The organism is Oscillatoria sp. FACHB-1407 (assembly GCF_014697545.1).
Lineage (GTDB): Bacteria > Cyanobacteriota > Cyanobacteriia > Elainellales > Elainellaceae > FACHB-1407.
In genome coordinates this window covers 129,980-156,586 of record NZ_JACJSA010000010.1, presented here as the reverse complement: position 1 = coordinate 156,586, position 26,607 = coordinate 129,980, and the positions used below count along the sequence as shown (strand labels likewise).

General features: G+C 50.1%; 23 protein-coding genes and 1 pseudogene. 10 read left to right on the top strand and 14 right to left on the bottom strand.

The annotated features are described in order from the left end of the window. Nucleotides 1–54 precede the first annotated feature (54 nt). Nucleotides 55–345 (top strand): annotated as a pseudogene (locus H6G89_RS36415) (DUF6882 domain-containing protein); the annotation flags it as partial. Here the strand turns inward: H6G89_RS36415 and H6G89_RS17855 are convergent. Continuing rightward, a complete protein-coding gene (locus H6G89_RS17855) occupies nt 240–596 on the bottom strand; it encodes a hypothetical protein (RefSeq protein WP_190508788.1) in 357 nt (118 codons plus the stop codon). The pseudogene H6G89_RS36415 and the gene H6G89_RS17855 overlap by 106 nt on opposite strands. Between H6G89_RS17855 and H6G89_RS17850 the strand changes: the two genes are divergently transcribed. Beyond that, on the top strand, nt 541–1,809 hold the full coding sequence (locus H6G89_RS17850; RefSeq protein WP_190508786.1) for an ABC transporter substrate-binding protein: 1,269 nt from the start codon (nt 541–543) through the stop codon (nt 1,807–1,809). The genes H6G89_RS17855 and H6G89_RS17850 overlap by 56 nt on opposite strands. Nucleotides 1,810–2,564: 755 nt before the next feature. Here the strand turns inward: H6G89_RS17850 and H6G89_RS17845 are convergent. From H6G89_RS17845 to H6G89_RS17835, 3 genes are all read right to left on the bottom strand, one after another. Continuing rightward, the gene (locus H6G89_RS17845) at nt 2,565–3,731 is read right to left on the bottom strand and encodes an MFS transporter (protein WP_190508784.1); all 1,167 of its coding nucleotides are present in this window, start codon (nt 3,729–3,731) and stop codon (nt 2,565–2,567) included. Next, nucleotides 3,668–3,880, bottom strand: coding sequence for a hypothetical protein (locus H6G89_RS17840; protein ID WP_190508781.1), 213 nt, complete (start codon nt 3,878–3,880; stop codon nt 3,668–3,670). Before H6G89_RS17840 ends, H6G89_RS17845 begins: the two co-directional genes overlap by 64 nt. 111 nt (nt 3,881–3,991) lie before the next feature. Further along, entirely contained in the window at nt 3,992–4,657 is a 666-nt protein-coding gene (locus H6G89_RS17835; protein ID WP_190508779.1) for a pyridoxamine 5'-phosphate oxidase family protein, read from the bottom strand. A 182-nt stretch (nt 4,658–4,839) separates the two neighbouring features. Here H6G89_RS17835 and pdxR point away from each other — a divergent pair, with 182 nt between their 5' ends. After that, complete coding sequence (gene pdxR / locus H6G89_RS17830) at nt 4,840–6,318, top strand: MocR-like pyridoxine biosynthesis transcription factor PdxR (protein WP_190508777.1); 1,479 nt, start codon at nt 4,840–4,842, stop codon at nt 6,316–6,318. A gap of 591 nt (nt 6,319–6,909) precedes the next feature. Next, on the top strand, nt 6,910–8,778 hold the full coding sequence (locus H6G89_RS17825) for a serine/threonine-protein kinase (RefSeq protein ID WP_309229972.1): 1,869 nt from the start codon (nt 6,910–6,912) through the stop codon (nt 8,776–8,778). Here H6G89_RS17825 and H6G89_RS17820 read toward each other — a convergent pair. Further along, nucleotides 8,738–9,256 (bottom strand): GNAT family N-acetyltransferase, encoded by a 519-nt coding sequence (locus H6G89_RS17820; RefSeq protein ID WP_190508775.1) that lies wholly within the window; start codon nt 9,254–9,256, stop codon nt 8,738–8,740. The two genes, H6G89_RS17825 and H6G89_RS17820, sit on opposite strands and share 41 nt — an antisense overlap. 583 nt (nt 9,257–9,839) lie before the next feature. Here H6G89_RS17820 and H6G89_RS17815 point away from each other — a divergent pair. After that, the gene (locus H6G89_RS17815; protein WP_190508773.1) at nt 9,840–10,121 is read left to right on the top strand and encodes a hypothetical protein; all 282 of its coding nucleotides are present in this window, start codon (nt 9,840–9,842) and stop codon (nt 10,119–10,121) included. Between the two features lie 324 nt (nt 10,122–10,445). On the opposite strand, the gene H6G89_RS17810 is transcribed toward H6G89_RS17815, so the two are convergent. After that, the gene (locus H6G89_RS17810; protein WP_190508771.1) at nt 10,446–10,694 is read right to left on the bottom strand and encodes a hypothetical protein; all 249 of its coding nucleotides are present in this window, start codon (nt 10,692–10,694) and stop codon (nt 10,446–10,448) included. Nucleotides 10,695–11,364: 670 nt separating this feature from the next. Between H6G89_RS17810 and H6G89_RS17805 the strand changes: the two genes are divergently transcribed. Together H6G89_RS17805 and H6G89_RS17800 are read left to right on the top strand one after the other, a co-directional pair. After that, on the top strand, nt 11,365–12,504 hold the full coding sequence (locus H6G89_RS17805; protein ID WP_190508769.1) for an ABC transporter substrate-binding protein: 1,140 nt from the start codon (nt 11,365–11,367) through the stop codon (nt 12,502–12,504). Between the two features lie 330 nt (nt 12,505–12,834). Further along, complete coding sequence (locus H6G89_RS17800) at nt 12,835–14,856, top strand: serine/threonine protein kinase (RefSeq protein WP_190508767.1); 2,022 nt, start codon at nt 12,835–12,837, stop codon at nt 14,854–14,856. A gap of 65 nt (nt 14,857–14,921) precedes the next feature. Here H6G89_RS17800 and H6G89_RS17795 read toward each other — a convergent pair whose 3' ends face one another. Both H6G89_RS17795 and H6G89_RS17790 read right to left on the bottom strand, forming a co-directional pair. Then, on the bottom strand, nt 14,922–15,434 hold the full coding sequence (locus H6G89_RS17795; RefSeq protein ID WP_190508765.1) for a DUF732 domain-containing protein: 513 nt from the start codon (nt 15,432–15,434) through the stop codon (nt 14,922–14,924). 204 nt (nt 15,435–15,638) lie between these two features. Beyond that, nucleotides 15,639–16,478, bottom strand: coding sequence for a pentapeptide repeat-containing protein (locus tag H6G89_RS17790; RefSeq protein WP_190508763.1), 840 nt, complete (start codon nt 16,476–16,478; stop codon nt 15,639–15,641). Between the two features lie 456 nt (nt 16,479–16,934). Here H6G89_RS17790 and ilvD point away from each other — a divergent pair, with 456 nt between their 5' ends. Then, nucleotides 16,935–18,620: a dihydroxy-acid dehydratase gene (gene ilvD / locus H6G89_RS17785; protein WP_190508761.1), complete on the top strand. Its 1,686-nt coding sequence runs from the start codon at nt 16,935–16,937 to the stop codon at nt 18,618–18,620. 58 nt (nt 18,621–18,678) lie between these two features. Here the strand turns inward: ilvD and H6G89_RS17780 are convergent, their stop codons facing one another. Beyond that, nucleotides 18,679–19,209: a pentapeptide repeat-containing protein gene (locus tag H6G89_RS17780; protein ID WP_190508758.1), complete on the bottom strand. Its 531-nt coding sequence runs from the start codon at nt 19,207–19,209 to the stop codon at nt 18,679–18,681. Nucleotides 19,210–19,396: 187 nt separating this feature from the next. On the opposite strand from H6G89_RS17780, the gene H6G89_RS17775 reads away from it, so the two are divergent. Next, nucleotides 19,397–19,699, top strand: coding sequence for an acylphosphatase (locus H6G89_RS17775; RefSeq protein ID WP_190508756.1), 303 nt, complete (start codon nt 19,397–19,399; stop codon nt 19,697–19,699). Nucleotides 19,700–20,263: 564 nt separating this feature from the next. Then, nucleotides 20,264–21,550, top strand: a complete 1,287-nt coding sequence (locus tag H6G89_RS17770) for a glycosyltransferase family 4 protein (protein WP_190508754.1) — start codon at nt 20,264–20,266, stop codon at nt 21,548–21,550. A gap of 70 nt (nt 21,551–21,620) precedes the next feature. Here H6G89_RS17770 and H6G89_RS17765 read toward each other — a convergent pair whose 3' ends face one another. From H6G89_RS17765 to H6G89_RS17745, 5 genes are all read right to left on the bottom strand, one after another. Then, nucleotides 21,621–22,094: a hypothetical protein gene (locus H6G89_RS17765; protein ID WP_190508752.1), complete on the bottom strand. Its 474-nt coding sequence runs from the start codon at nt 22,092–22,094 to the stop codon at nt 21,621–21,623. A 165-nt stretch (nt 22,095–22,259) separates the two neighbouring features. After that, a complete protein-coding gene (locus H6G89_RS17760) occupies nt 22,260–23,039 on the bottom strand; it encodes an ATP-binding cassette domain-containing protein (RefSeq protein ID WP_190508750.1) in 780 nt (259 codons plus the stop codon). Continuing rightward, nucleotides 23,036–24,205, bottom strand: coding sequence for an ABC transporter permease DevC (devC, locus tag H6G89_RS17755; RefSeq protein WP_190508748.1), 1,170 nt, complete (start codon nt 24,203–24,205; stop codon nt 23,036–23,038). The genes H6G89_RS17760 and devC (H6G89_RS17755) overlap by 4 nt, the downstream gene beginning before the upstream one ends. After that, a complete protein-coding gene (gene devC, locus H6G89_RS17750; RefSeq protein WP_190508746.1) occupies nt 24,202–25,383 on the bottom strand; it encodes an ABC transporter permease DevC in 1,182 nt (393 codons plus the stop codon). Before devC (H6G89_RS17750) ends, devC (H6G89_RS17755) begins: the two co-directional genes overlap by 4 nt. Before the next feature lie 3 nt (nt 25,384–25,386). Continuing rightward, nucleotides 25,387–26,547, bottom strand: coding sequence for an efflux RND transporter periplasmic adaptor subunit (locus H6G89_RS17745; protein ID WP_190508744.1), 1,161 nt, complete (start codon nt 26,545–26,547; stop codon nt 25,387–25,389). Nucleotides 26,548–26,607 lie beyond the last annotated feature (60 nt).

Here is a 26,607-nt window from a genome sequence, read left to right as displayed (position 1 = left end):
GACCAGTTCAGTGGAGTCCTTCGGCTATCTTTTGCCGATGGCTCTCAGTTCTGCGCTGACGGGCAAATCCCCGGCAGTTATGGTCCAAACGATGGCATGTGGGAGTGGGGGTGGAACAATCCCAATGTTGCGTACAAGCTAGCGAAAGACAGTCAACATGTTCGGGAACTTGGCGAACAGTTGGGCATCGACTATTTGCAGGTTGGTGTCATTTCTGTCCCAAGCGAAGACTTCGTGTCTTATTTGTCTGCCATCGCTACCAAAGCCACAACCTCCATTGGTGTTTTCCGAAGCAACGTTGGGCTAGTCGATGTCGTGCTGTTACTCAAGAACCCTCGAAAATAATCGCAATGCTTAACTAGGCGTTGCAGAGGAGCCGATCCTGCACTTGCTACAATGAGCAGCAAATGGGTGATGGAGTGACAGGGTGATGGTAATTTACTCGCCCACGCCCTTACTCCCTCCACTCCTCCACCCTCTACTCTCCACAATTGACCATTGACCATCAACCATTGACCATTAACATATTGACGATTAACGATGAAACGGCAGTGGCGACGCTGGGTAGTGTTGATGGTGGCAGTGGCGATCGCCATTGTGGCTTGCCAACAACCGATTCCCACAGGGACTGCTACCAACCCAGTCGTCCTCAAGATGAGTGGTTGGGGAGCCAGTCCAGCAGAGCAAACGTTGCTCAATCAGGTCTTGCGCGACTTTGAGGCAGAACATCCTCACATTCGGGTACGGTTTGAACAAATTGCCGACCAATACATGGATGTACTCAAGACTCGGCTGATTGGCGATGCGGCTCCAGATGTGTTTTATCTGGATGCGTTAGAGGCTCCATTTCTTATGAGTCAGGGTGTGTTGGAACCGCTCGATCCTCACATCACGCCCGACTTTGACCTGGCGGACTTTGAGGAAACCTTGCTGGAACCCTTTACCTACGAGGGACGCATCTATGGGTTGCCCAAGGACTATTCCACCCTGGCACTGTTTTATAACACGGAAGCTTTTGCTGAGGCTGGGTTGACTCGCCCTCCTCAAACCTGGGAGGAACTGCAAGCCTACTCCAAGCCGTTGACGGTTGATCGCAACCAGGACGGTAGACCCGACCAATACGGCTTTGGTGTGATCCCAGAATTACCGCGTCAAGTCTTTGCAATTCAGGCTTTTGGGGGGCAATTGGTGGATGAGCGAGGGTACGCTACCTTCGCCTCTCCTGAAGCTCTTGCTGGATTGCAGTTGGTGGTGGATCAGTATCGGGGCGATCGCACCTCGGCGCAAAAGACAGACGTGGGCACCCAGTCGGGCAGTGAAATGTTTGGGCAACAAAAAGTGGCAATGGTGTTTGAGGGCAATTGGGCAATCCCTTATCTGACAGACACTTTCCCTGATCTGAAGTTTGCTACGGCTGAGTTACCCACGATGAATGGCAAATCAGGAACCATGGTTTTCACCGTTGCCTATGTCATGAGTCAGCAGACCCAACACAAAGCCGAGGCATGGGAACTGATCTCTTACCTGACGGGCAAACAAGGCATGGAGAAATGGACGGGGACTGGATTTGCCCTGCCGTCTCGCAAGTCGGTCGCTCAAGTGTTGCAGTACGATCGCGATCGCCTCAGAGCCGCACTCGTCGCTGGAGTTCCCTACGCTATTCCCTGGCAAGCCGGGCTGTATCCCGCCAGCATCATGAACAACTTCGATAACCAGTTCATCAGTGCGATGTTGGGGGAACAACCCCTCGATCAAGCCATGCTAAAGGCGCAAACTGAAGCCAATGAGCAGATTCGAGCGAGCCAGTGAGAACAGGGAAGAAGGAAAAAAGAAAGGAAAAAAAGAAAAAGGAAGAGAGAAAAAAGAAAAGAGAATAGGGTTGAGAATTGAGACGTAAGCCTTTTCGTTGATCTCTCTTTATACCGATTTAATGTTTGATTGTGGCCGATCACTGGGTAGGGGCGTTTCGCGAAACGCCCTTACGGAATCATGTGCAGCGAAGCCAATTCAAATTGGTATGACATAGGACTTATAGCAATTCAGTGTGAAGCTACGCGAAATCACGATCCCCTGTGGTCCCCCTGAGCAAGCTACCGTGCACACAAATCTTGAATGAGAGTTCAAATTTTTAGAGCTACGCATCTGACCCTTCCCAACCTCCCCTTGCCAAGGGCTACGATGTACAGACATCTTTGCTTTGTCAATAAGACACTCGGTTACCGCAATGAGTTCGAGAACCAGGCATTGGGGGAGTCTCCCCCAAACCCCCTATTAGAAGGTGTTTTGGTTAATCCAAAGACGCGCTTCGCATCGGTTCCAAGTACGGGTGCTCCTGGTGGGGGCAAGACCCTTGATACAGCCTCAAAGTCCCCCAAAATTGGGGGATGTAGGGGGCTATGAAAACTTGTGTGTACACGGTAGTTACCAAGGGAAAGAGGGTAAAGGTTGTGGCTCAAACCCTGATGCTGGGAAAGCTTCCTGACTCGCCTCCGCCCCATCAAATGTGACTACGGCTATAAACGAGGGGAACTTCGGGAAGACCCTCTAACTGCGTAAGTCCTGTTTTACTTTTGCCCTTCAAGCTTCAGGCATTCAGCATGTTTTAGCCCTCGCTGTTCTCGATGCAACGCCAGTGTCAATCCCAGAATCAGCATCACAATCAGAACTCCGAAGACGATCAGGGCATTTAGAGTGCCGATGCGATCGCTCAGAAATCCGATGATGATACTGGGAATCCCAAACCCCAGGTAAGCACAGAGAAAATAACCCGAAACGGCTCGTGCGCGTTGATTGCCTGCCAATGCAGATACCTTTGCCAATCCACCCAGGTAGGTGAAGCCATAGCAGGCTGATCCGGCGATCGCCGCTCCCCCCAACACCAATGGCAGAACACCCAATGCTGCACCCAGAACCAGCAAACCGTAGCCCAATGGCAACAATCCAAAACCCACAAACAGCGATCGCTGTGGGCTGAGTTGACGGGCGATTGGTTGCATCAATGCTCCGGTGCCATTCACCAGAAACAGAGCCAGACCCGTCCAAACCGTGAGTTGATAGTGTGCCAGTTGCGCCGGAATGACGGTGATCACCAGACCTGTCACTGCCCAGGCAAGGGCGATCGCCAGTCCGGGGATGACCGAGCCTTTTGGAAAATAGGGCGATCGCAACAAACGCCCACCAATAGCAGGTTGGGGTGACAACCGGGTCATCCAGACCAGACACGCCAGCGTTAGCCCCAGGACAATCCAATAACTCAATGGCACGAGTGTCTGATGGTGCAACAGCACTGCACTTGTAAACAGTGCCCCACCCCCAAAGCCGAGGGAGGTCATCACCGTGACATATCCTGCGGCGCGTGTGCCTGCCTCATGCATCAACTCTGTCAGATAGGCAGTCCCCGCACCTACGCTCAAGCCTACCCCAATGCCCTGGCAGAGTCGGGCAATCAGTAGCATCGACATTGTGGGATGGAGAATTACCAGCGTCGTTGCCAGAGCGGCGAAGGTTAACCCAGCTAACAGCGTGGGTTTGCGTCCTACTCGGTCAGAGATGCCTCCCAACAGCAACAACACAGGTAGTAACCCAGCTACATACGCCGCAAACACGACGGCAGTCAGACCATTGCCAAAGCCCGCAACTTCAGCGTAGGTGCGATAGAGCGGTACTTCTAGATTGACAGCCGCTGTGACGAGGAGGAGAGAGATGGAGACTGCGATCGCTTGCCAGGACATAAATTGGGGGGAGTGGGGAGTGGGGAGTGAGGGAGTTGGGGAGTGAGGGAGTTGGGGAGTGAGGGAGTTGGGGAGTGAGGGGGTGTAAGGGTGATGGAGTGAGGAATAGAGTTAATGCCACTAATCATTGACCATTGACCACTAATCATTGACTATTGACCATTGACCACTAATCATTGACCATTGACTACTGACCCCTGACCATTGACCATTGACCATTGACTATTGACCCCTGACCATTGACCCCTAACCAATAACCATCACCGCTGATAGTGAGTCACATAATCGGGAGGCTCAATCGCTAAGGTGAGTTGCTCATCTGCAATTGGCGCATCAGCCACAACCCGCAATGGAATCACTCCAGCCCAGGTTGGGAGAGCGTAGTCTCCCTCGTCGTCAGAGGGACCACCCGTGCGAACTTTAGCGGAGGCTTCGGTGATGGGCAGGGACAGCACCAGGGTTCCGGCTAGCTCCTGACGGTTGGGCGATCGCACGTCTTCCCAACGTCCCGGAATGATATGGTCGGTAAATGCCTTGAGTGCCTCTAACTTTTCATCTGGGTTGTTGACCAGGGTGGCAGTCCCAAACAACACTACTGAGCGGTAGTTCATCGAGTGATGAAAAGCGGAGCGAGCCAGCACCAGACCATCCAATAAAGTTACGGTGACACAGACCTCTACACCCTGTTGCAGGGTTCGTAGCATTCGACTGGCAGGTGAACCGTGGATGTAGAGCTTATCTCCAACGCGCCCATAAGCGGTAGGAATGACAAAGGGCTGCCCATTCACCACAAAACCCACCTGGCAAATTAGCCCTTCATCCAGGATTTGTTCAATCTCGGTGCGATCGTAGTTACCCCGCATCGGCAAGCGTTTCACTGTTGTGCGGTTAGTCGGCGTCAAAACTTGGGAATCTGAAGAACTCATAGCGTCTTGGTTATTTAACTGGGCGGTTGAGCATTGCAAATTACACTGTTAGCGTAATAATGAGAAGTGGTCTTGTACAAGTGCCACTTTTGTCATTAAGTACCAGTCCACTTCATCCTTCATCCTGTTCTCTGGGATAGTTCCCCACTCCTCCACCCCTCCACTCCCCATTCCCACTCCTAATGGATTTTGCGATCGCCCTTGATCCCCATGCGGTTCTCCCCCTGCATCGTCAACTCTACGAGGAGTTGAGGCGAGCGATTCTCACCGGGCGACTGTTGCCTAAACAGCAGATTCCTTCGACTCGTGCGCTGGCAAAGTCCCTGGGAATTTCACGTGCCACCGTTACGCTGAGTTACGACCAGTTACTCAGTGAGGGCTATTTAGAGACAATCGTTGGCTCTGGCACATTTGTTTGCGCAGAGTTGCCCGATGACTTGTTGCAATCACGCCCCGTAGAGCCAACCGACGATAAACCTACTCCGGCGATCGCTCTCTCGACCTATGGCAAGAGTTTGTCTTCACCAGATCTGAGCCGTCCGCCCAGTCGGATGGCTTCCATCGACTTTGGCTATGGTCGTCCAGCGTTAGAGCAGTTTCCGATGGAGTTGTGGCGCAGGCTGGTTTCCCGCCATTGTCGTTATCAATTTGAGTTATTGGACTATGCCAGTGATTCTGGGGGGTATATGCCGTTGAGGGAGGCGATCGCCCACTATCTGGCACGTATTCGGGCGGTGCAATGCGATCCCCGACAGGTGGTGATCGTCAATGGCTCCCAACAGGCATTGGATTTAGTCACTCGTTTATTGGTGGACAGGGGCGATCGCGTTATTCTGGAGAACCCCGGTTATCTGGGAGCACGGCGCGTCTTTTTAGGGTATGGGGCGACGCTACATCCTGCTCCTGTTGATGAACAGGGATTGATTGTCAAAGCATTAGAATCAGTCACCGATGCCAAGCTGGTCTATGTCACTCCATCCCACCAATTTCCGACGGGTGCCGTGTTGTCACTGACTCGGCGGTTGGAGTTGTTAACCTGGGCACAAAAAACAGGTGCCCTGATCCTCGAAGATGATTATGACAGCGAATACCGCTATGGTGGGCGATTGCAGGGTTCTCAAGATAATCGTCCGATTCCCGCACTCCAGGGGCTAGACCAGAGCCATTCAGTTCTCTACGTCGGCACCTTTTCAAAAGTGTTATTTCCCGCTCTGAGAATTGGGTATCTCGTGGTTCCTCCCAGTCTGGTTGATCTGGTGATTCAGGCAAAGTGGTTGAGCGATCGCCAATCTCCCCTCCTTGAACAAGCCATCCTCACCGACTTCATTAACGAAGGTCATCTAGAGCGGCATATTCGCCGCATGAGGACGCTATATGACCAGCGGCGACAGACCCTTGTCCAGGCACTCACCACCCATTTTGGAGACAAACTAACGATTGTGGGTGAAAACGCCGGAATTCATCTGATGGTACGGTTGCATATTCCGCTTAGCGATGCTGAAATTTTGCAACGAGCAACTCAGATAGGAGTGGGAATCATCTCCGCCCAACCTTGCTATCTCATGGATAAACGTCAGCGAGAGCTGATTTTTGGCTACGCTCAACTCAGTGAACCTGAGATTGACGAAGGGGTGCAGCGTCTTGCTAAAGCTCTGCTATAGCAATTCAAAGGGTGGTTAGGACAGATTTCAGGAAGCGAACTAGACTGGGACATAGCTCTGCTCCTGCTTCAACTCTAATCTGCCCATACTTGGAATCCAGTAGAGTACGCAGCGACTGAATCTGCGGCTATCACGACGAAGTTTGCCTTCGCGGACTACTGGAAATCAAAGGTTTGTTGAACCGATATCGATCAGTTGTGTTCGTATAGCTACAGTGTTCATCACCGCCATCTTGATCTCGAATTCAGGTTAATAAAAAACTCAAAGCCTATCTACAGGAGGAGCATTATAAGAAAGCAAATGACTCTTTGGAGTTAGAAGTCACTGGCACAGAATCGAGCAACTGAACGTCTCTTAGGAGAGATGGTTTTTATAAAATTCGATCTGGCTAATGAACTATAAAAAACGACCTAATTTACCTCAAAATATTCCCCTCGCTATAGATGCATAACGAATGATTCAAGCTAGTCTGCTGAATAGCACCTGTTATGACTCCGCAAGTGCAATTTACGAACGTAGTTCACCTGTTAAAACTATCGAGCACGGAACAATAACTTATTAAACATATCAGAGGCATCGGGGAGTAGGTCTGTGAACTTCTTAAGTTTATTTCGATCAGCTACCCCCAAAACCCTTTTGGGAGGACGCTACAAAATTATTGGACAGCTTGGAGCAGGTGGCTTCGGGCAGACATTTCTGGCAGAAGATCTCCATCTGCCAGGGCATCCTCGTTGCGTCATTAAACGCCTTCAACCCCAGTCTACTGATGCTCACAATTTGCAAATCGCTCGTCGCCTCTTCGAGAGTGAAGCAAAGGTGCTCTACCAACTGGGGGATCACGACCAAATTCCGCGATTGTTAGCGCACTTTGAAGAAGCAGATGACTTCTACCTGGCTCAAGAACTCATTGTTGGGCAGCCTCTAAATCATGAGTTAGCCGCAGGCAAACCCTGGTCAGAGGCACGGGTGATTGCTCTACTCAAAGATATTCTGAGCGTTTTATCCTTCGTGCATCAAAAAGGGGTGATTCATCGCGATATCAAACCCGCAAATTTGATCCGACGGCACCATGACCATAAGGTCGTGTTGATTGATTTTGGTGCAGTGAAACTTGCTCGCACTCAACTGGTTGATCCCAACTCCAAACCAACCCAAACGATTTCCATTGGTACACATGGTTACATGCCCAACGAGCAGATTGCTGGCAATCCTCGATTTAGCAGTGACATTTATGCTGTTGGCATGATTGGGATTCAAGCTCTGATCGGCACAACCCCGAAATTACTGGCAGAAGATCCCAAAACTGGGGAGATTCAATGGCGGCATCTCCTGCCAAATCTCAACCCAGACTTGGCAGATGTGCTAGAGAAAATGGTGCGCTATGACTTCCGCACGCGGTACTCTTCTGCCATTGAAGCGTTAGAGTCCCTTTCTCAGATCTCAACTATTCAAATTGCCATTGAGTCACCTCCGACTGTTCCGACTCAAGCTGATATTGCTCCTGCTCCTGAACCTACTCCTCCCACCATCGTCTCAACTTTGCCTCAAGCCAGCACAGTCTCGTGGGAGCCAACGTTGACTCCTTCGGCTCTGCCTCCTACCCTCAGTCGTCGGGTTACGGTTCCTCTGCGTCATACTCGCACTCAGAAGCTTTCCCGTCCCCCTGCGTTACCCGGTCTGAGTCAGCCCCGGCGGTCATTCTCTAGAAGTCCGGGACAGAGCCTATCGCAAGCGTCTGTGCTTAAGCCCTTACCTCTATCGCTGACGGGATTAGCTGTGCTGGCGATCGCTGCGTTTTTTGTCAGACCAGGGATTTTTTTGCAGAGCGACGCCCCACCTGTGACCACGATACCGATCGCCAGTTCTGGGATTTCACCCCTGTTGCAGTCCTCGACTGAAGCTACTCAACTGATAGCCAGAGCAGATCAACAGCGACAAGACAAGGATTTTTCAGGGGCGATCGCCCTCTATGATCAAGCCCTTACGATTGATGCTAACCAGGCAAAAGCACACTGGGGGAAGTGTTATAGTCTCAACGCTCTGGCGAAATTTGCAGAGGCGATCGCCGCGTGTGATATGGCTCTCAAACTTCAGCCCGATTACCCAGAAGCCTTTTGGAGTAAGGGATATGCCCTGGAACAACAGCGGCAATATGAAAATGCACTGGCACTGTATAACAAGGCGACTGACTTACGACCTGATTTTGCGGAAGCTTGGAGCAATAAAGGAACAACCCTTTATCAGTTAAAGCGATTGCCAGAAGCCGCAGAAGCTTTTGAACAGGCAACACGCCACAATCCCAATCTGGCAGAAGCCTGGAACAACCGGGGAGCCGTCTTGTGGAATCTACGCCAATTTGATGAGGCGATCGCTTCGGTTGAACGCGCTATTCAGCTTCAGCCAGACTATCAAGATGCCCTCAAACTACGGCAACAGATGCGCCAACGATTGGGGCAGTGACCTGATATTGATAAAACTTGGTATCTACCCCAACTAGCGGAAAGTGGGCGGGTAATTGGGATTGCGCAATTTCGACAAACCCATTCTTCTCATAAAAGCGGTGGGCTGCCTTAAAAAACTCAGTGGTACCCAAATAAATGGTTGTGATCCCCTGCAACGAGGCTTCCCGCAATAGCCTGTTGAGCAGTTGTTGCCCACAACCGATGTGTTTGCCGCGATAGTCCTTGTGGACAAACATTTTGCGTAACGCCCCTTGATTGCCTCCAATATCCAGTAGGGCGATCGTCCCAATGACTTGATCTGCGTCTAACGCAATCCAAAAATTGCCCTGACCCTGCTGATAGACCTGAGGAATATTAAGTAGGTCTGGTTGGTCGGTCAGTGTAATAGGAATCGAAAATTCCTTTTGTTGAATATCCAAAATCAACGCAATCAGTTGATTCTGAAATTCGTGTGAGTAGGGTTGTATGTGCACCATGATATTTTTCTACCTCATTTGTTGATCGCCAGCTAAGTTGATCGCCAGCTAAACCGATGACCACTACATCCTGTGGGCATCACAAAGCTCAAAAGGGACTTGCCCCAACCAAGCCTGCGTCGGTTCTGTTGCAGTTTCAATGAAACGTGTGAGATTTTCCGTGGAATGTCTCAGCAGATCTGACTAGAAACATAAGGAACTGAAGTTCTAAACCCATGTTTTCACGTTGAAATCGCCGACTCCACCGAAGAACTACTGAAGCAGCTGAGATACCAGGCTTAAAGTTTATTTAAAGATGAAATCGCGGCTTTTTGAATTTCTCTGTCCCTGAACTGGGCATTTTATAAATAGGCACATCAATCAGCTTTGAATGGTTGGAAATACCTCAACTGACTGAAAACAATGAACTGTCATCCGTGAATTCGGAAACTCTCATTCCTTTGAACAGTCAGGATAGGAATAACTTCAAAAACACTTCACATCTATAACATCATTTAGCTTTACTTTTTCTTTTTTCCCTCACATTTTCCTCTCAATCTATTTCTTAAAATTCAAGTAACGCCTACTCTAGGAGAGCCTCACAATGTCCACAGAATCAGTATCCCCCAAGCTGCGATTTCCCTTGCGTCAATACATCTGTCAACTCTTCTTTTCTCCATTGGAGTTGGTTCTGTGGAATCCCAACCTTTTCCGGACTTTTCATAACATTAAAATGCTAGAACAATCTCTGGCACTCGATTACATCGAATGCACACAATACCGGGAGTTTTTAGAGCGTTGTCTAAAAATTAGCTTGATCCAGGGACAGGATATTTCTAAAAAGCTAGGAGATAATCACGACCACAATCAGTTGAATAATCAGTAAATGTTTAGCACTGATAACTTCGTCATGACCTCTTCAACACTTAGCATCCCTAAAATAGGGAATCATATCGAGTTGAGTATTTGTGTTATCTGAAATTTAAGGTTTGTCTAAGGCAAGTTAAGTCTACTTGCCTTAAAACGTAAATGTATTAATTTCGTAGGGGCGTTCCGCAAAACGCCCTATAGCAGTAGTGCTTTTTCAAAAATCACACCTGCATTCAGCAATGCCGAATTTTTTAGATATGGATGATAGTTGCCAGCAGGTTAGACAGCCTTTGAGTCATTGATGTAACCTGCTGGAACGGATTTATGGGATGGATTAGGACTAGTTAGTGGCTCCGCAAGGCATGGGCTCAGGCGAAGCTAATGCCAGAATGTGATAACAGGAGGATGTCTCTTCGCCTAGCACATCGTTAATTCGCTCTCTAATCGAGACATGCAAATCCTGAATGGAGTCGTTGAAATTGTGCTGAACGTAGAGCAACCCGGTTTGACATTGATAGTTTTTCCCAAAATACGCCACAAAGTAAGTGTAGCGATCGCTGTTTGGGGCATCTAGAACGAAATCTCTCATTGGTCTTTCCTAAGTGAAAGGTGTTGATGAATGTAGCGAAGGTAAACGAATCAAATTGTGGTGCTCTTAATTTCTAGGATTCCCCACTTCGCAGGTAAAAACCTCCTACGTTTGGGTCACCTTACAAGGTGACTGTAGAGCCTTTAGATGGAGAGTCCAGGATAGGGTAGTACATAGAACCCATCCACTATACTCCTACACGCTACCCAGTGACTATTCCTTATCTAAAAAGCTGCACAATATCTTCAATTGGCTCAGACATCTTTAAAGCTCTGATGTTTAAAGCCGTCATCCGGATGATCTGAGAAAATCCGTATCGGACAGGGATTAGCGAATATGACATGGGGGAGATCACAGCGGATCAAAGCTGAATATGATTTCTGTACAGCAGTTCCGGTGGCAGAGGCGGTTCGTGAACCGCCTGTACGAAGTTTATAAGATTAGATCAGCAAAGCTTCAAAGATTTGTACGGCCTGATTGCATAGAGTCTAAATTTAGTTCTTGAACGATTAAATGCGGGGATCACTGATTTAATCAGGAATCCAGCCGTTGCATAGAGTAGTTAAGCAAACCGTGCTTTTAACAACATTTTCAGCTTCCAAGTGCCCCATTTGAGTATCAACCCATGGATAATTAGTGTGGGGTCACAGTCAAGGAGTCAAAACTTACTATGAACGCTCTGAGGTCTGGGTCGTCTTCTCAGCCATGGCACTTCAGCTCAAAAACCAGACGACGCTTTTTGCAGGTTTCAGGGGCAGCACTGGCTGGCATTGCCCTTTCGAGTTGTCGGCGTGGAATCACAGATGTGCAAGCGGGCACGAATGGAGGAGGCACCCCTTCAGACACGCTGTACGTCTACTCTTGGGCAGGATATTCGGATGACGAATTATTAAGCAATTTTGCTGAAGCAACGGGGATCAAAGTCATTGTTGACATTTTTGACTCTAACGAGACCATGCTGGCAAAGCTGCAAGCGGGGGGTGGCAATAATTACAGCATCATCTACCCGTCAGATTACATGGTGCAGCAGATGGTGGAGTTGGACATGCTGGTTGAATTAGACCAGTCTCGTCTACAAGGGTTGGATGTCCTGCTGGATAAGTTCAAAAATCCGGTGTATGACCCCAACAATGCCCATAGCGTTCCTGCCAGTTGGGGAACGACGGGTCTGGTCTACAACACTGAGCAGGTAAACCCACCTCCAACGGATTGGAATTATCTTTGGGACAACCGCGACCAACTGTCTCGCCGGATCACGTTGTTTAACGATGTACGTGAGGTGATGGGGGCTACCTTGCGATCGCTCGGCTACTCCTATAACTCCACAAATCCTCAAGAAATTGAGGCAGCGTATAACAAGCTTCTGGAGTTAAAACCAGCGATTACAAACTTCACCACCGATGGCTGGCGTGACCAGTTGTTGACGGGTGATTTGGTCGTTGCGATGGGATATTCGGTGGATGCAATCACCACGATGGAAGAGGATCCCAGGCTGAATTATGTGATCCCTGCGAGTGGTTCCTCGATCTGGACAGATACGATGGCAATTCCAAAGACAGCACCTAACCCCGATGCTGCCTACGCCTGGATTAACTTTATGCTGGAGCCGAGCAACGCCGCACGGACTGTAGAACGGTTGAAATTTGCAACAGCTAGCAAAGCCGCGATCGATCTCCTGCCTGCTGAACTCAAAGCCGACAAGAACCTGTTTCCTGATGAGGCAATTTTGAGTAAGTGCGAGGGAATTGCTCCTGTGGGTGATGCGACTGACCTGTACGATCGCTACTGGACGCAACTCACCAGCATTTGATTGCTGTGAATTGCCTCGGTTCATGCTGCATAGCCCCCAGTCTGGGAGAGATAGGTTTCTCTAACAGGGGGGTGAGCTACCCTCGGCGGATGGGTTCCGCCGACTTGAGATCAATAAGCATGTGTAAAATTGGGGCGTTTGAAAAAACGCCTCCAATCTGTTTGCAAAAATTTTGATACCGTAGTTTCCGAATTGGGCAATTTGAGCTTGAAGTATCAATCAAGTCTAAATTGTGTTGGGACATTCTACAGCGGTAGATGACTGTTGAGACAGGGTGCAGAGGTTTTAACCCCCAGGTGGGGGTTCACTCTCGCCCGTCTTCGTGCTGCTATGTGGCTCAACACTAAACTCATCTTCTGCTTAGGAGCTTGTGTGATGCCCGTGCCTCCTGCCCCCTCCGATGTGGCACATTGTATCAACCCCCATTGCCCTCGCCCGTATCCTCAGCAATGGAGCGATTTACATTGTCGCCAGTGTGACACGACGTTGCGCCTGCACAATCGTTACATTCCAATGCAGCGGTTAGAAAAGGGTCACAGCGTTCATCTTTATCTGGTTTACGATTCGGAGACGGGCACCGAGAAAATCATGCGCTTGTTAGTGGCGATCGCTCCTAAAGCCCAAGAGATTTTTGAACGAGAGGCTACTGCTCTTAGCAGTCTGCATCATCGGGGATTGCCAAAGATCGAAGCTCCTGCCTATTTTCAAATTCCGATTCAGCAGCCCCCCTCGGCTCTCCCTTGTCTGGTGATGGAAAAGGTTGAGGGACCGAGTTTGCAGGATGTTATTGCCAAATATCCTCAAGGCTGTCCAGAAGCGTGGGTCGTGAATTGGTTGCGGCAAACGGTGCTGATTTTGCAAAAACTCCACAGTCGCCGATTGTTGCATCGTGATTTAAAGCCTTCTAGTTTGGTGCTGCGGCAGGGAAACCAACAAATTGCGATCGCGGATATGGGGTTTCCCAAGCCCATCTTTTCTCAGGACTCTACTCAACCTCTGTCGGGTGGCTACAACCCTCCAGAGCAGGTGCGAGGACAGTCAATCGGACCTAGTGCTGACTTTTATGCGTTGGGGCGAATTTGCATTCATTTGCTCACAGGGCGGCATCCCATCACGCTGGAGGATGAAACTGGGGTATTGCAATGGCGACAACGAACTCAAGTGCAACCTGCCTTTGCTAATTTGCTCGATCGCCTCGTGCAAAAAGACATGCGTTTGCGTCTGCACACAGCGACTGACATTTTGGATGAGTTAAATCGCATCCCCACAAAAGCTTCTGCGACTCCGCCACCAATTTCGACTCCTCCCTCGCCACCTCCCCCCAGTTCGGGTTTATCAGCCGGATCACGCCCCAGAGGAAATCCGTCGAGTGGTCACTCGTCGGGGCACTCCAGGGGGATAGCGTCAACGGGTGGGAGCGGCAGGTTGGTTGCGGTTGCTCGGACTGCAACCAAGTCAAAATCCAGGTCTTACAATTCCAATTCCAGTGGTGGAGTCTATAACCGCAGTGGCAATTCATCGGGTGGGGCGCGAGTCAAACCCTCATCCACTCCGACAACCGGCGGACGATATCGGGAGGACCCGCATCCTCAAAACCTGATGAGCTATCGTCCTGAGCCTGAAACCTTAAGAACCCGTATGTCAGGGGCGATCGCTGCAACTGACCAAGCCTGGGAATGGGTAGTGCAGGTAGTCGTGATCTTGTTTCGGGCGATGGTCTATGCCTGCATTGGGGGTGGTCTTGCGGGTGCAGTGGGATTTTGGGTGGTGTATTGGTCACCCCTATCCCCCTATTTAACAGTCTTCTTTGCCCAACAACTGACATCCCCGGATATGCCACTTGTGGTGAAGCCTGCCATGATTGTCTTCACCTTTGCAGGCGTGGGCACTGCCTGGGGATTGACTCAAACCCAAAACTTGGAAACCCAACAACTGTTGTGGCGACAACGGGCTCTGGGTGGGCTAGTGTATGCGATCGCCTGGTTGACCTGGCAGTGGGGAGTGGTTGGCAGCGATGGCTCCATTGGGATCACGCGGTGTACAGCGGCGATTGCGATCGGGATGGTGATGGCATTGGGAGCACGGGGTAATCTGCTGATTCAAGCTGCGATCGCCACGCTGGGAACCTCCATGACCTTCTCGGCGTTGATGCAGGCTCAGATCTGGAAACCGGGTGACCTGATTTACCTACTGCAAACTGCAAGAAGCTTTATTCCTACGGAGGCAATGTGTTGGTCAGCGATCGCCTTCTTTGGGTTGCTGGGTATTGTGTTTAGCTTCTGGCTGGGATGCAGCTATTACCTTGGCATTCCTGCCCTACAACAACTCGCCCGCTTTGTCAGACGGCGTTAGCTGGAGAGAGGGTAAAACCTTTTCTCCTTAATCCAATTGGGACAGCGACATGCCGAACCCCTCAATTAGTTTCGTCCCAGTTGAGATTGGTATTGAGGACAATACGTATTCACCGCTGCGACGTTTACCGCTGCATCGAAGGCAACAGGCAAATCCCCTTCGGCTTGAACCTCTCGCAATTCCTGCATACTCGTGCCACTGTTCAAAACAGGACAAATAGTTGCGCCGTAGGAGACAACCTCATCCCGCCCAACGGATTCTGCATATCGCAGGGCTTCAGGACTGGCTGCGATGAGGAACGCCTGCCAAAATTCTTCCCCTTCAAAACTGACAGCTGTAATGGAGGTTCCTACAGTGGTGCAGTAATCGACCAAGCGAACGAACTCACCACTCGGCAAAATGACCGATCGCCCCGACAAGCCATGGATCTGACCACAAATACCAGGAGTCACGACCGTAGGGTCAACCACCACAGGAATACTTTGTGGTGGTTCTTGAGCCTGTGCAGCCTGGGAGAAGGGGGCTGTCAGGAACAGCAGAGGACTCAACATTGCAATGGAACGAGCAGTTTTTAGCATGACGACACCAGAATCTCTCAGCACCAGAATAGCCGAAGATATTTAGAAAAACCCAACTCCTGCTTAAACATCCCGCATGGATCATTTTTGGGAATGTAAAGATTCTGCAAATTCACAAGAGGATTTTAAGGATGTTAGCGACTGAACCTGCGCCAAAGTCCACGCATTACCTTGCTAAACTCTGCCCCTAAGTGCCTGACAAAATTACTCATGGGTTGAGCCGTCAGGCATGATGGCTCCCGTTAAGTTGCTGTTGTGAAGATTGGCTTGATTGAGATTGGCGTTAATCATGACGGCTTCTGTTAAATCCGCTTCACTCAAATTTGCCCAGCTAAATTTGGTGCGATAAAGGTTTGCTTTTCGCAAATTAGCTCCTCGTAGCGATGTCCAACTGAGGTTTGCGCCTCTGACGTTAGCTCGGTTGAGATTAGCATTAATCAAATTACCACCCACGATCTTGGCGCGGCTCAGATCGGCATCTCGCAGATCGGCTTCTTCAAAACTAACCCCATGCATGATGGCATTAACGAGGGTTGCTCCTTCTAAGATGGCTTCGCTAAAGATCGCGTTTGTCATATTTGACCCATCTAAGATTGCCCGTGTTAGATCGGCGGCAATTAATTTTGCACGATTCAGGCTGGCTTCATTCAGGTTTGCCTCTATGAGCCGTGCCCGGTTGAGGCTAGATTCTGCCAGGTTGGCTTCAATGAGTGTGGCTCCTCGCAAATCAGTTGCAATTAATTTGGTACCTCGTAATCCTGCCTCTGTCAGGTCAGCTTCACACAACAGAGCCTGACTTAAATCAGCCCCAATAAAATTCGTTTCGATCAGGGTCGCTTGATTCAGATCAGCCCCGATCAAACGCGCCTCTCGAAAATTAGCAGCGGTTAGATCTGTGCCGATTAGATTCGCTTTACTCAGATTTGCACCTCTAAAGTTCACCTCTCTCAGAGTTTTGCCACTCAGGTCAATGCCAACCAAATTGGCTTCTCGGAAGTCTCTTACCCCCGCTGCATATTGCCTTAGCAGCTCGTCAGCATCCATGATTAATGTTCTCTCAGTTAGTTTTAATAATCCGTTTTGCACTTAAAGTTCCCCAGGTGTTTATTTATCAGCAAATCAGCTTCTAACTCTGGGATTTACAGTTGTAAATTGTCTTGGTCAGGAGGTTTTATTGGCAATGTTACGACTCCTATCAGAGGCGTTTAGGAAATAGTGAAATAGTCATGCATTCTGAGAGAATCATGATTAGCAGTGAAGTTATTTATTGTAGTGGCTAGTGAACTAGTTAGGACGGTGAATCAAATTCACCCGTTAAAATTGCTTTTGCGATCGCCCCATGATGTTGGCAAATGGCAGTTGATGGGTGAATTGGGTAGAACCGGGACGTGACTCACTGAATTTCAGACTCCAGTCGTAAGGGTCATCTTACCCAGCGAGTGATATTTGACACCTGATGGCTAATAACTGTAACAGATCAGAACATAGAAGGAAGAAAGGATGCCTGAGAACCTTAGAAGTCAAGCTGTAACCCAAGGTGTGCAACGTACTCCCAACCGAGCCATGTTAAGAGCAGTTGGGTTTAAAGACGAAGACTTTACCAAGCCGATTGTGGGAATCGCCAGCGGTTATAGCACGATTACCCCTTGCAACATGGGGATCAACCGTCTGGCAAGTGTGGCTGAGGTAGGAGTTCGCACATCGGGCGGAATGCCCCAGCTATTTGGCACGATTACCGTCAGCGATGGCATCTCCATGGGCACCGAGGGAATGAAATATTCGCTGGTGTCGCGGGAGGTGATTGCTGATTCGATCGAAACGGCGTGCAATGCCCAGAGCATGGACGGTGTGTTGGCGATTGGCGGTTGTGACAAGAACATGCCCGGAGCCATGATCGCGATCGCCCGGATGAACATTCCTGCCATCTTTGTGTATGGCGGCACGATCAAGCCCGGACATTACAATGGTCAAGACTTAACGGTTGTTAGTGCCTTTGAAGCGGTAGGGCAATACAGCGCAGGCAAAATTGATGACAAAACGTTGATTGAAGTCGAGCGACATTCCTGTCCGGGGGCAGGTTCGTGTGGTGGAATGTATACCGCCAACACCATGTCTTCCGCATTTGAGGCAATGGGCATGAGCTTAATGTATTCCTCCACGATGGCAGCAGAGGATACGGAAAAAGCCGAGAGTGCTGAAAAGTCTGGATATGTGCTGTTAGAAGCGATCAAAAAGCAACTGCTGCCCCGACAAATCATTACGCGCAAGTCCATTGAAAACGCGATCGCCGTGATCATGGCAGTCGGGGGATCGACAAATGCTGTCCTCCACTTTTTGGCGATCGCCCATGCCGCAGGGGTTGAGTTGACGCTGGATGACTTTGAAACCATTCGTGCTCGTGTGCCAGTTTTGTGCGATCTCAAGCCTTCTGGACGCTATGTCGCGACCGATCTGCATCAGGCAGGCGGCATTCCCCAGGTGATGAAGATGTTGCTGGTCAATGGTCTGTTGCATGGCGATTGCATCACGATTACGGGAGAGACGATTGCTGAGCTATTAGCCGATATCCCTTCGGAGCCTCGCCCCGATCAGGATGTGATTCGTCCTTTTAACAAGCCTATGTATCCTCAAGGTCACCTGGGTATTTTGCGCGGCAATCTTGCCACTGAGGGGTCGGTTGCCAAACTCACCGGGATTAAAAACCGCAGCATCACTGGGCCTGCCAGGGTGTTTGAGTCAGAAGAAGATTGTCTGGTAGCAATCCTGGCAAAGCAAATTAACCCCGGTGATGTGATTGTGATTCGCTACGAGGGACCCAAAGGGGGTCCCGGAATGCGGGAGATGTTAGCTCCAACCTCAGCCATCATTGGTGCAGGACTGGGTGACTCTGTTGGGTTGATCACCGATGGACGCTTTTCCGGGGGCACCTATGGCATGGTCGTCGGTCATGTTGCGCCAGAGGCATTTGTGGGTGGGGCGATCGCTCTCGTTCAAGAAGGCGACAGTATCACGATCGATGCGGATGCTCGCTTGTTACAGGTCAACATCTCTGATGAAGAGTTGGCACAACGTCGTGCCCAGTGGCAACCTCCCCAACCCCGTTACACCAAAGGCATCTTAGCCAAATATGCCAAGTTGGTTTCCTCTAGCAGTGTTGGAGCCGTGACCGATTTAAATCTGTTCTAATTTCGCATGAGGTCAAGGAAGGGACGTGACGAAGCGCATCCCTTCCTGAGGTTGTCCCTCAGGTGCGGCGATAACCATCGGGAAAAATCGTTGTGTCATCCCAAATGGCGTCATCCACATTGACCGATTGCGCCCGAAACAAATTGCACTGGCTTAAATTAGCACGGGTAAAAGTTGCCCGCTCCAAATTAGCCCCTCCCAAATTAGCCCCTGTTAAGTTGGCCTCACTCAGGTTGGAATATCGCAAATCAGCCCCTTGTAGATCGGCTCCTGATAAGTTGGCTCCTGCTAAATTGCAGCCACAAAGGTCAGCCCGTGATAAATTAGCGTTGACGAGATCTGCCTCTACTAGATTTGCCGATATGAGTCGAATGTTTCCTAACTGTGCTCCCTGGAGGGTTGCCTGTTGCAGATTGGCTCGGCTGAAATTGGCATAAGGTAGATAGGCTTGCCGCAGATCGCTTCCCTGTAAATTAATATCTTGTAGGTTGCATTCAAATAAATTGGCTTCACTTAAATCAACCTCGCAAAAGTCACGCTGACCTTGTGTATATTCAGCTAATAATTCTTGAACGCTGATTTTGTGCATATCAAACGGTATTCGGACAAAATTACCAGCCCCCCATGGCTAAACAGTGAGAGCCTTTTAATTGAGTATTTATACTTATCTCTTTACAGGAGTTTACAAAAATTCAGTCCCCAAATCCCAAATCCTTTATGTTCTTTTTATGTTCTGATTGCACTCTATAGCAACTGCTGGAGGACTCAGTTTTGCTATGACAAACATTAAGGTAGAACATACCCAAAACCGAGTACGTGCTCACGCCTGGATTTCAGGAAAAGTTCAAGGAGTGGGTTATCGAGCTTCAACCTGGGATACTGCAACCTTGCTCAAGCTGAACGGGTGGGTGCGTAATTTGAGGGACGGACGGGTTGAAGCCGTGTTTGAGGGACCTGCCGATGTGGTGGAGGAGATGATTCAGTGGTGCCACAAGGGACCCCCCACGGCATCGGTTGATACTGTCCTGGTCGAATTTGAATCACCAGAGGGGTTACGAGGCTTTCAAGTCACTCGATAGCCTGTCAATTGCTGAAATTAGAAATAGGGTTTGTGGAATCTTTATGGACTGCTACGCCTCCCTAAAGATTCCCTGAAAACTTCTGAAAATCCTGTTTTGGTGGGTTAAATCCCGTTATCGTTCCTAGCAGAGTTCTTTATCCTTGACCCACCTTTTACAGCGCACAGGGATTCTCCTGTTATGCTGAGTGGAACGTCTGCCCTAACTTAGCTGGCGATGGTTAGATATAGCTTTGATCAGAACGCTTAAGGCAAAGGCAATGGCGCAAACCCGGATGCTGGAAAAGCTTCCTGACTCGCCTCCGCCTCGTCGCATGTGGCTGCGGCTATAGCAACTGTCGAGACGGTTAAAACCAGGGAGTGTAGGGCATAGCCCCAGCCAGGCTTAGAACCTCTACACCCCGTCCTAACCGACCCTTCGGTTGCTATATAACTGGTTCAAGAGCGTGGTGCGATCGCCCCTTTTATGCATGGTAAAGCAGACACTTCACTCTTTAAGGTGGGTTAAGTGGGGATTGCTTTAATTGAAACTGCCACTATTTAGTACGTTGATCCCTGTCAGTTTATGCGTATCCTAATTTATTCCTACAACTATCACCCAGAGCCAATTGGTATTGCCCCGCTCATGACTGAGTTGGCTGAAGGGTTGGTAGCACGAGGTCACGAGGTTCGAGTCATCACGGGGATGCCCAACTACCCACAAAGACGGATCTATGATGACTATCGTGGCAAATGGTACATCACTGAAGAGCGCAACGGTGTGATTGTGCAACGCAGTTACGTATGGATTCGTCCCAAGCCAGGGTTAATTGCCCGGATGTTGCTGGATGGCAGCTTTGTGGTCAGCAGTTTAGTTCAGGCATTACGAGGGTGGCGACCCGATGTGATTCTGTTGACGATTCCTCCATTGCCGGTCTGTGTGCCAGCAGCGTTGCTGGGAGCAATTTACTCCTGCCCTCTGGTGCTCAACTTACAGGACATCATCCCCGAAGCGGCAGTTCACGTAGGGCTGATTACCAACAAAAAAGCTATCAAGGTTTTTGAGGCGTTAGAGAAATTTGCCTATCGTACGGCTCATACGATTAGTGTGATTGCGGATGGCTTTACCGAAAACCTGATAGGCAAGGGAATTGCTGCCGACAAAATAACTTGCATTCCAAACTGGGTGGATGTCAACTTTATTCGCCCCCTCTCCAAAACAGACAACGCTTTTAGACGGGCGAATCAGCTAGAGGGCAAATTCATTGCGCTGTATTCTGGCAACATTGCTCTGACTCAGGGGTTAGAAACGGTCATCGAGGCGGCTACTCACCTGCGTCACATTCCTGAAATTGTCTTTGTCATCGTTGGAGAAGAAAAAGCTCTCAAGCAATTAGAGGAATATTGCCAAACCTGTAATGCCACGAATGTTAAGCTGCTGCCCTTTCAACCCCGCGAAAAGCTGCCTGAGATGCTAGCGGCAGCAGATGTGGGGCTGATTGTGCAGAAAAAGAATGTAATCGGCTTCAACATGCCCTCAAAGACGCAGGTAATTCTGGCGAGTGGTCGGGCGATCGTGGCATCTGTTCCACTGACGGGGACGGCAGCCAGAGCCGTAACCCAAAGCAGGGGTGGGGTAGTGGTGCCGCCGGAAGAACCCAAAGCTCTGGCAGACGCCGTGCTTGACCTGTATCAGAATCCTGATAAGGCTGAGACGTTGGGGCAACAGGGACGGCAATACGCTATGGAGCACTACGCCTTTGAGCAAGCTTTGAATCGGTATGAAGCTTTATTCTCGTCGATTACGGGCAAACCCAAAGGAACGACTGCATCTAAAGCAATGGGGTCTGAACCATCGGTCGTCGATGTTTAATCTAGTCGATGTTTAATCTATCGAAGTCGGAAGAAGCCGGAGCTTTGTAGGCTCCGACTTCAAAGGGAGATTAAGAGGCGATCGCCAGGTCTGTCCCCGCAAATTTCTGAGCAATGATATCGCTGTAGCTATTGGCGATCGCTGCTACGGACAAAATACAGGTTTGTAGCTCCAGCAAGTCCATATTTTCGCCACCCAGGATGCTGTCTGCAAAAACGACCTGTCCCGATTCGTCTAGCTGAAAAGCACCGAAGCGCATCTTCCGATTTTCAGCTAGCAAAAAATGCGTCACAGCTGCCACGCTCGTATCACCAACCGTGATGTGACTTGAGGCTCGAACGGTTGCCAGTTCTGAGTTTTCCCACGGATGTACTTCCCACGGCAACACGTCAACTTCAATCAAGGTTGTGCCCTGATAGAGTAGGTCAAATCGGGGCATATCGGTTCGTGCTCGCATCGAGTTTTTGAACATACTGGAGGCGAGGTACTCTGCAACCTTTTGATAGGTCAATTCTTGTGCCGGGTTGGAGAAGGAAATAGCCATAGGAAGACTCGCTAATGTTAAGGTTTGCGAAGACTAGACCGACTAGTTTGATTATGCCTCAGGGAAAAGATGGGATGAATCCTGCCACTGGGCTAGCCCAATTTTGGATTTTAGATTTTGGATTCCGAGTGATACACCCTTGGGATTCAAGGATTTTGGCTTGCGCTACATCATAAACATATGGGGATCGAGCGACTTGGGGTCGTGGCTACTAATGTAGTCACTGGTATCCGTATCGGATTCGATGTAGCCATCCACGAGATTGAGAATGCGATCGGCAACGTCCAGGATTCGGTTATCGTGCGTCACCATCAAAATGGTGCAGCCCTGCTCCTTTGCCAGTGTTTGCATCAGCGTCACCACGTCACGCCCGGATTGTTTGTCTAACGCGGCGGTTGGTTCGTCTGCCAGGATGAGTTTGGGCTGGTTGACCAGAGCACGGGCGATCGCCACCCGCTGTTTTTGTCCACCTGACAGCGAGTTGGGTTTGTAATCGACCCGGTGTCCTAAGCCCAATTTTTCAAGGATGGCGATCGCCTGTTCCCGCTTATTGTTGAAGCCTCCCAACAATTCCACTGCCATCTCAACGTTTTGAGCGGCGGTTAACGATTCAAACAGGTTGTGCGCCTGGAAAATAAAGCCAATGTTGCGGCGTACCTGCACCAGTTCAGCATTGCCCATACCCACCAGTTCGTGCCCCATAACTTTGAGGCTACCGTCGTGCAGGGTACGCAGTGCCCCAATCAGGCTAAGGAAGGTTGTTTTACCGGAACCGGATGGTCCAGTAACGATACAAATCTGTCCTTTGGGGAAATCCACCGTCAGGTCAAAGAGTGCCTGTTTTCGCAGATCGCCCTGCCCATAGTAGTAGTTGAGGTTTTTTACCCGAACGGCAAACTCGGTATCAGCTGAGGCGATCGCACCAGTCTTAGAGCTTTCTATCATCCAAACACCTCCGCTGGGTCAGTGGCTTGCACCTTCCGCACGGCAATCATGCCCGAAACCAGGCACATGCCAAACGTCAACAAAAACATCGTGAGCACCCGATTGACCGTCATCTGCATCAATAACCCGGTTACGTTAGTCGCGGCACTGTAAAGCAACGAGCTAATGCAAAACCCTGGAATGAAGCCCAATACCGACAGAATGATGGCTTCTTGCAACACCACCCCCAGGAGAAAAATGTTTTTATAGCCCATTGCTTTGAGGGTGGCATACTCTGCCCAGTGATCGGCAACGTCCGTATAGAGAATTTGGTAGACCAGAATGATGCCCACGATAAAGCTGGTGCTGGTCAGCAGGGTAAACACAAACCCGATTTGGGTATTCTCGCGCCAATAGGTCAACTCCTGATTGACAAATTCCTGCTTGGTGTAGATCACCACATCCTTGGGCAATCGTTGCCTCATAGCCTGGGCGATCGCATTGGCATCAGCATCGGGTGAAATTTTGATCAGCCCGATGTCTACTGTACCCAGACTACGGGGGTCTTCCTCAGGACCGCGATCGGCAAAGTAGCGCAAAAAGTTTTGGTCACTCATGATCACGTTGCCATTTTGGGAGGCAAAATCGGTGCCCATCGTGTAGTTGCCCACTACCGTTACCCGTCGTTCTGCCAGTTCTGTCTGGACTCCGGGTGTGGTTGGACCCAACTCAGCACGAGCTTTCAAATCCACCATAACCGTGTCGGGCATGAGCAATTTATCCACCTGTTCCTGCACTTCTGGCAACAAAAACACCGGATCAGTAGGATTAAACGCCAACACCCGCACACCACGAGTTTTGCGCGTTTCAGCATTCTTCCAATCGGCATCAGCGGTGTACAACGGGTAAGCATCCACTACCCCGTCAAATGCCTGTGCCTGATAGAGCCGTCGGCGTGCAAAGGACTCTGGAACAAACATGGTGTATTTCAGTTTGCTCACCAACACGATGTCGGCATTAAGCCTGGTCAAGAGTTGTACCTGACTGTCGTACAGGGCGTTTTGAAAGCCACTAAAGAGGAACATCAACAGTACAGCAAAGGCAACGCCCCCCAACGATGTCACCAACTTGCGGCGATTGTGGGTCAGGTTTAACCAGGCGAGGGGAATCCGGCGAAATCGTCTCATGAGAACACCTCCGCCGGATCAGCCGTCACGACTTTGCGAACCGAGATTAAACCCGACACAATGCACATGGCAATGGTCAGCAGCAACACAAACACAGTGCGTCCAAAGTTCATTGCCATGGGAAGACTGCCGCTGGTTGCGCGTGTCGTTAATTCATATAGCCCCGTTGAAAAGAGGAAACCGGGAATGTAGCCCATCACTGCCAACAGTACGGCTTCTTGAATAACGACTCCAAACAAGTAACGACTGCGATAGCCCATTGCCTTGAGGGTGGCGTATTCAGGCAGGTGGTCGGCAATATCAGTGTAGAGAATTTGATAGACAATTACAGTGCCAACAATGAAGGAGACGATCACCCCTAGACCAAAGATGAACCCAATCGAGGTAGCCGCTACCCAATAGGTTTGCTCGCGTTGAATAACTTGCTCTTTCGTGAGAACTAACACGTCATTGGGGCGTTGATTGCGCAGTGAATCATCTTCTGGGTTACCCAGGCGATCGCGAATCATTTGCACCATCTTGTCTGGATCGACCCCTGGTTGCAGCCGAATCAGCCCCAGATCAATTCGGTCGAGTTGTCGAGGTTCAAAAAAGCGGAGAAAGTTTTGGTCACTCATAATCAGAGTGCCATCAGCGGCAAAACCGCCACCCAATGTGTAGGTGCCGACAATTTTGACCTGTCTACGTTCGACTTCGGTCGTTGTACCGACCGTTTGAGGACCAAACTCTGGGCGCGATCGCCGATCAAACAACACCGCATCTCGCTGTTCCAACGCCTGAATCGTGGCTGGATCAGCCAACTCAGGCAGGCTAAACACGGGGTCGCGAGGATTAATCGCAAAGGCAAACAGAGCACGACTGAGGCGAGTTTCTGGGTTGCGCCATTGCATGTAGCCCACATACAGGGGCATCACCTGTTCGACTCCATCTATCCCGGCAACTTGATACAGGCGATCGCGTGGAAAAGTCTTGCTGGTGCTAATCTCCAAGGTTTGCGGCGAGATCATCACAATGTCAGCGTTGATCTTGCTATAGATCTCACTGGTGGTCTGGGTCAGCGCACCCAAAAACCCCAGATTCATAAAGATCAGGAGCACCGCAAACGCCACCCCTGCGATCGCGACGATCAGGCGTGTTTTTTCGTGCAACAGATTGAGTAGGGCAAGTGGAGTTCTCATACCTCACTCCACATCAATCCGAACATCAACCTGTAAGTTGGTCAGTTGCGCTACTACGTCGCTGTTGTCCAGCCGAATCTTGACTTCGACGATACGGGCATCGGCGTTGGCGGCGGGGTCATCATCCAGCACGTTGTTCTTGAAGATCTGACTGCCAATCCGCTCGACCCGCCCAGTCAGCGTTTGATCAAACGCCCCATTGCGACTGGTAATCGTTGCTTGTTGCCCGACCCGCACTCGTTGCACATCGGTTTCATAAACTTCTGCTACCACAAACATTTGGCGGGTGTTGCCCAGTTCCAAAATGCCATCTTCGCTGATTGCCTCGCCAGAACGAGCCAAAATGCGGAGCACCTCTCCATCTTGAGGGGCACGAATAATCGTGCGATCGAGGCGTGCTTCTGCCAGTTGCAGGTTGCGAGCCGCAGACTCGACCTCAATTTGGGCTTGCGATCGCTGCAAACTGGCTTGTTGGGACTGCACCTGAGCACGAGCATTACTCAAATTAGTGCTGCGGCGTGCCTCCAGGCGAACTAACTCGGCTTTGGCACTATTAAGTTGCTCCTCGACCCGACGATTTTCAGTGATCTGCTCGTCCAACTCTTGCCGAGAAATCGCCCCTTCTTCGTAGAGGGACTGCGATCGCCCCAGATCGGTTTGAGCCAGGGATAATTCGGCTTCCAATTGCCGCACCGTCGCCTGCTGAGATTCAATCTCAAATAACTCTGGGCGATCGACTTGCTGTAGGCGGGTTTGTGCCTCCTGGATCTGGGCTCGACCGAATTGCGTTTCTGTTCTCAATCGAGTTTGCGCCTCCGCTAACTGACTCGCGGCATAGTCTCGTTCGGCTTTGCGCTCTTCATAACTTTCTAAATACGCCAGAATGGCACCCTGCTCGACAAAATCTCCCTCGGCTACCTCAAGCTGAGCGATGCGATCGCTTGTCGGACCTCCCACCGTAATCACTTCCCCTTCCGGCTCCAACCGTCCCAATGCGGCGACAGTGACTTGCTGTGGCAGTTGTACGGTTTCCGTTTCTGCCTCTTGTGGAGCCGACATGATTGACCGAAATGCGATAAACCCTGCACCCAGTAACAGTAAGGGAATTAACCAGACCCAGACTCCTGGAACCCTCCAGGAGCGCAACGTTTTGCCCATACTCATAACATTGCCCTCCCAGGGCATTAGTGGCGTTAAAGTAGAATGTTGCGGGACTGCACTGTA

What these genes read in the sequence shown, in the direction of transcription:
- H6G89_RS17850 (WP_190508786.1), top strand. Translation starts at nt 541, where the DNA reads ATGAAACGGCAGTGGCGACGCTGGGTAGTGTTGATGGTGGCAGTGGCG.
- H6G89_RS17855 (WP_190508788.1), bottom strand. Translation starts at nt 596, where the DNA reads ATGGCGATCGCCACTGCCACCATCAACACTACCCAGCGTCGCCACTGC.
- H6G89_RS17845 (WP_190508784.1), bottom strand. Translation starts at nt 3,731, where the DNA reads ATGTCCTGGCAAGCGATCGCAGTCTCCATCTCTCTCCTCCTCGTCACA.
- H6G89_RS17840 (WP_190508781.1), bottom strand. Translation starts at nt 3,880, where the DNA reads ATGATTAGTGGTCAATGGTCAATGATTAGTGGCATTAACTCTATTCCT.
- H6G89_RS17835 (WP_190508779.1), bottom strand. Translation starts at nt 4,657, where the DNA reads ATGAGTTCTTCAGATTCCCAAGTTTTGACGCCGACTAACCGCACAACA.
- pdxR (WP_190508777.1), top strand. Translation starts at nt 4,840, where the DNA reads ATGGATTTTGCGATCGCCCTTGATCCCCATGCGGTTCTCCCCCTGCAT.
- H6G89_RS17820 (WP_190508775.1), bottom strand. Translation starts at nt 9,256, where the DNA reads ATGGTGCACATACAACCCTACTCACACGAATTTCAGAATCAACTGATT.
- H6G89_RS17815 (WP_190508773.1), top strand. Translation starts at nt 9,840, where the DNA reads ATGTCCACAGAATCAGTATCCCCCAAGCTGCGATTTCCCTTGCGTCAA.
- H6G89_RS17810 (WP_190508771.1), bottom strand. Translation starts at nt 10,694, where the DNA reads ATGAGAGATTTCGTTCTAGATGCCCCAAACAGCGATCGCTACACTTAC.
- H6G89_RS17805 (WP_190508769.1), top strand. Translation starts at nt 11,365, where the DNA reads ATGAACGCTCTGAGGTCTGGGTCGTCTTCTCAGCCATGGCACTTCAGC.
- H6G89_RS17800 (WP_190508767.1), top strand. Translation starts at nt 12,835, where the DNA reads ATGTGGCTCAACACTAAACTCATCTTCTGCTTAGGAGCTTGTGTGATG.
- H6G89_RS17795 (WP_190508765.1), bottom strand. Translation starts at nt 15,434, where the DNA reads ATGCTAAAAACTGCTCGTTCCATTGCAATGTTGAGTCCTCTGCTGTTC.
- H6G89_RS17790 (WP_190508763.1), bottom strand. Translation starts at nt 16,478, where the DNA reads ATGGATGCTGACGAGCTGCTAAGGCAATATGCAGCGGGGGTAAGAGAC.
- ilvD (WP_190508761.1), top strand. Translation starts at nt 16,935, where the DNA reads ATGCCTGAGAACCTTAGAAGTCAAGCTGTAACCCAAGGTGTGCAACGT.
- H6G89_RS17780 (WP_190508758.1), bottom strand. Translation starts at nt 19,209, where the DNA reads ATGCACAAAATCAGCGTTCAAGAATTATTAGCTGAATATACACAAGGT.
- H6G89_RS17775 (WP_190508756.1), top strand. Translation starts at nt 19,397, where the DNA reads ATGACAAACATTAAGGTAGAACATACCCAAAACCGAGTACGTGCTCAC.
- H6G89_RS17770 (WP_190508754.1), top strand. Translation starts at nt 20,264, where the DNA reads ATGCGTATCCTAATTTATTCCTACAACTATCACCCAGAGCCAATTGGT.
- H6G89_RS17765 (WP_190508752.1), bottom strand. Translation starts at nt 22,094, where the DNA reads ATGGCTATTTCCTTCTCCAACCCGGCACAAGAATTGACCTATCAAAAG.
- H6G89_RS17760 (WP_190508750.1), bottom strand. Translation starts at nt 23,039, where the DNA reads ATGATAGAAAGCTCTAAGACTGGTGCGATCGCCTCAGCTGATACCGAG.
- devC (WP_190508748.1), bottom strand. Translation starts at nt 24,205, where the DNA reads ATGAGACGATTTCGCCGGATTCCCCTCGCCTGGTTAAACCTGACCCAC.
- devC (WP_190508746.1), bottom strand. Translation starts at nt 25,383, where the DNA reads ATGAGAACTCCACTTGCCCTACTCAATCTGTTGCACGAAAAAACACGC.
- H6G89_RS17745 (WP_190508744.1), bottom strand. Translation starts at nt 26,547, where the DNA reads ATGAGTATGGGCAAAACGTTGCGCTCCTGGAGGGTTCCAGGAGTCTGG.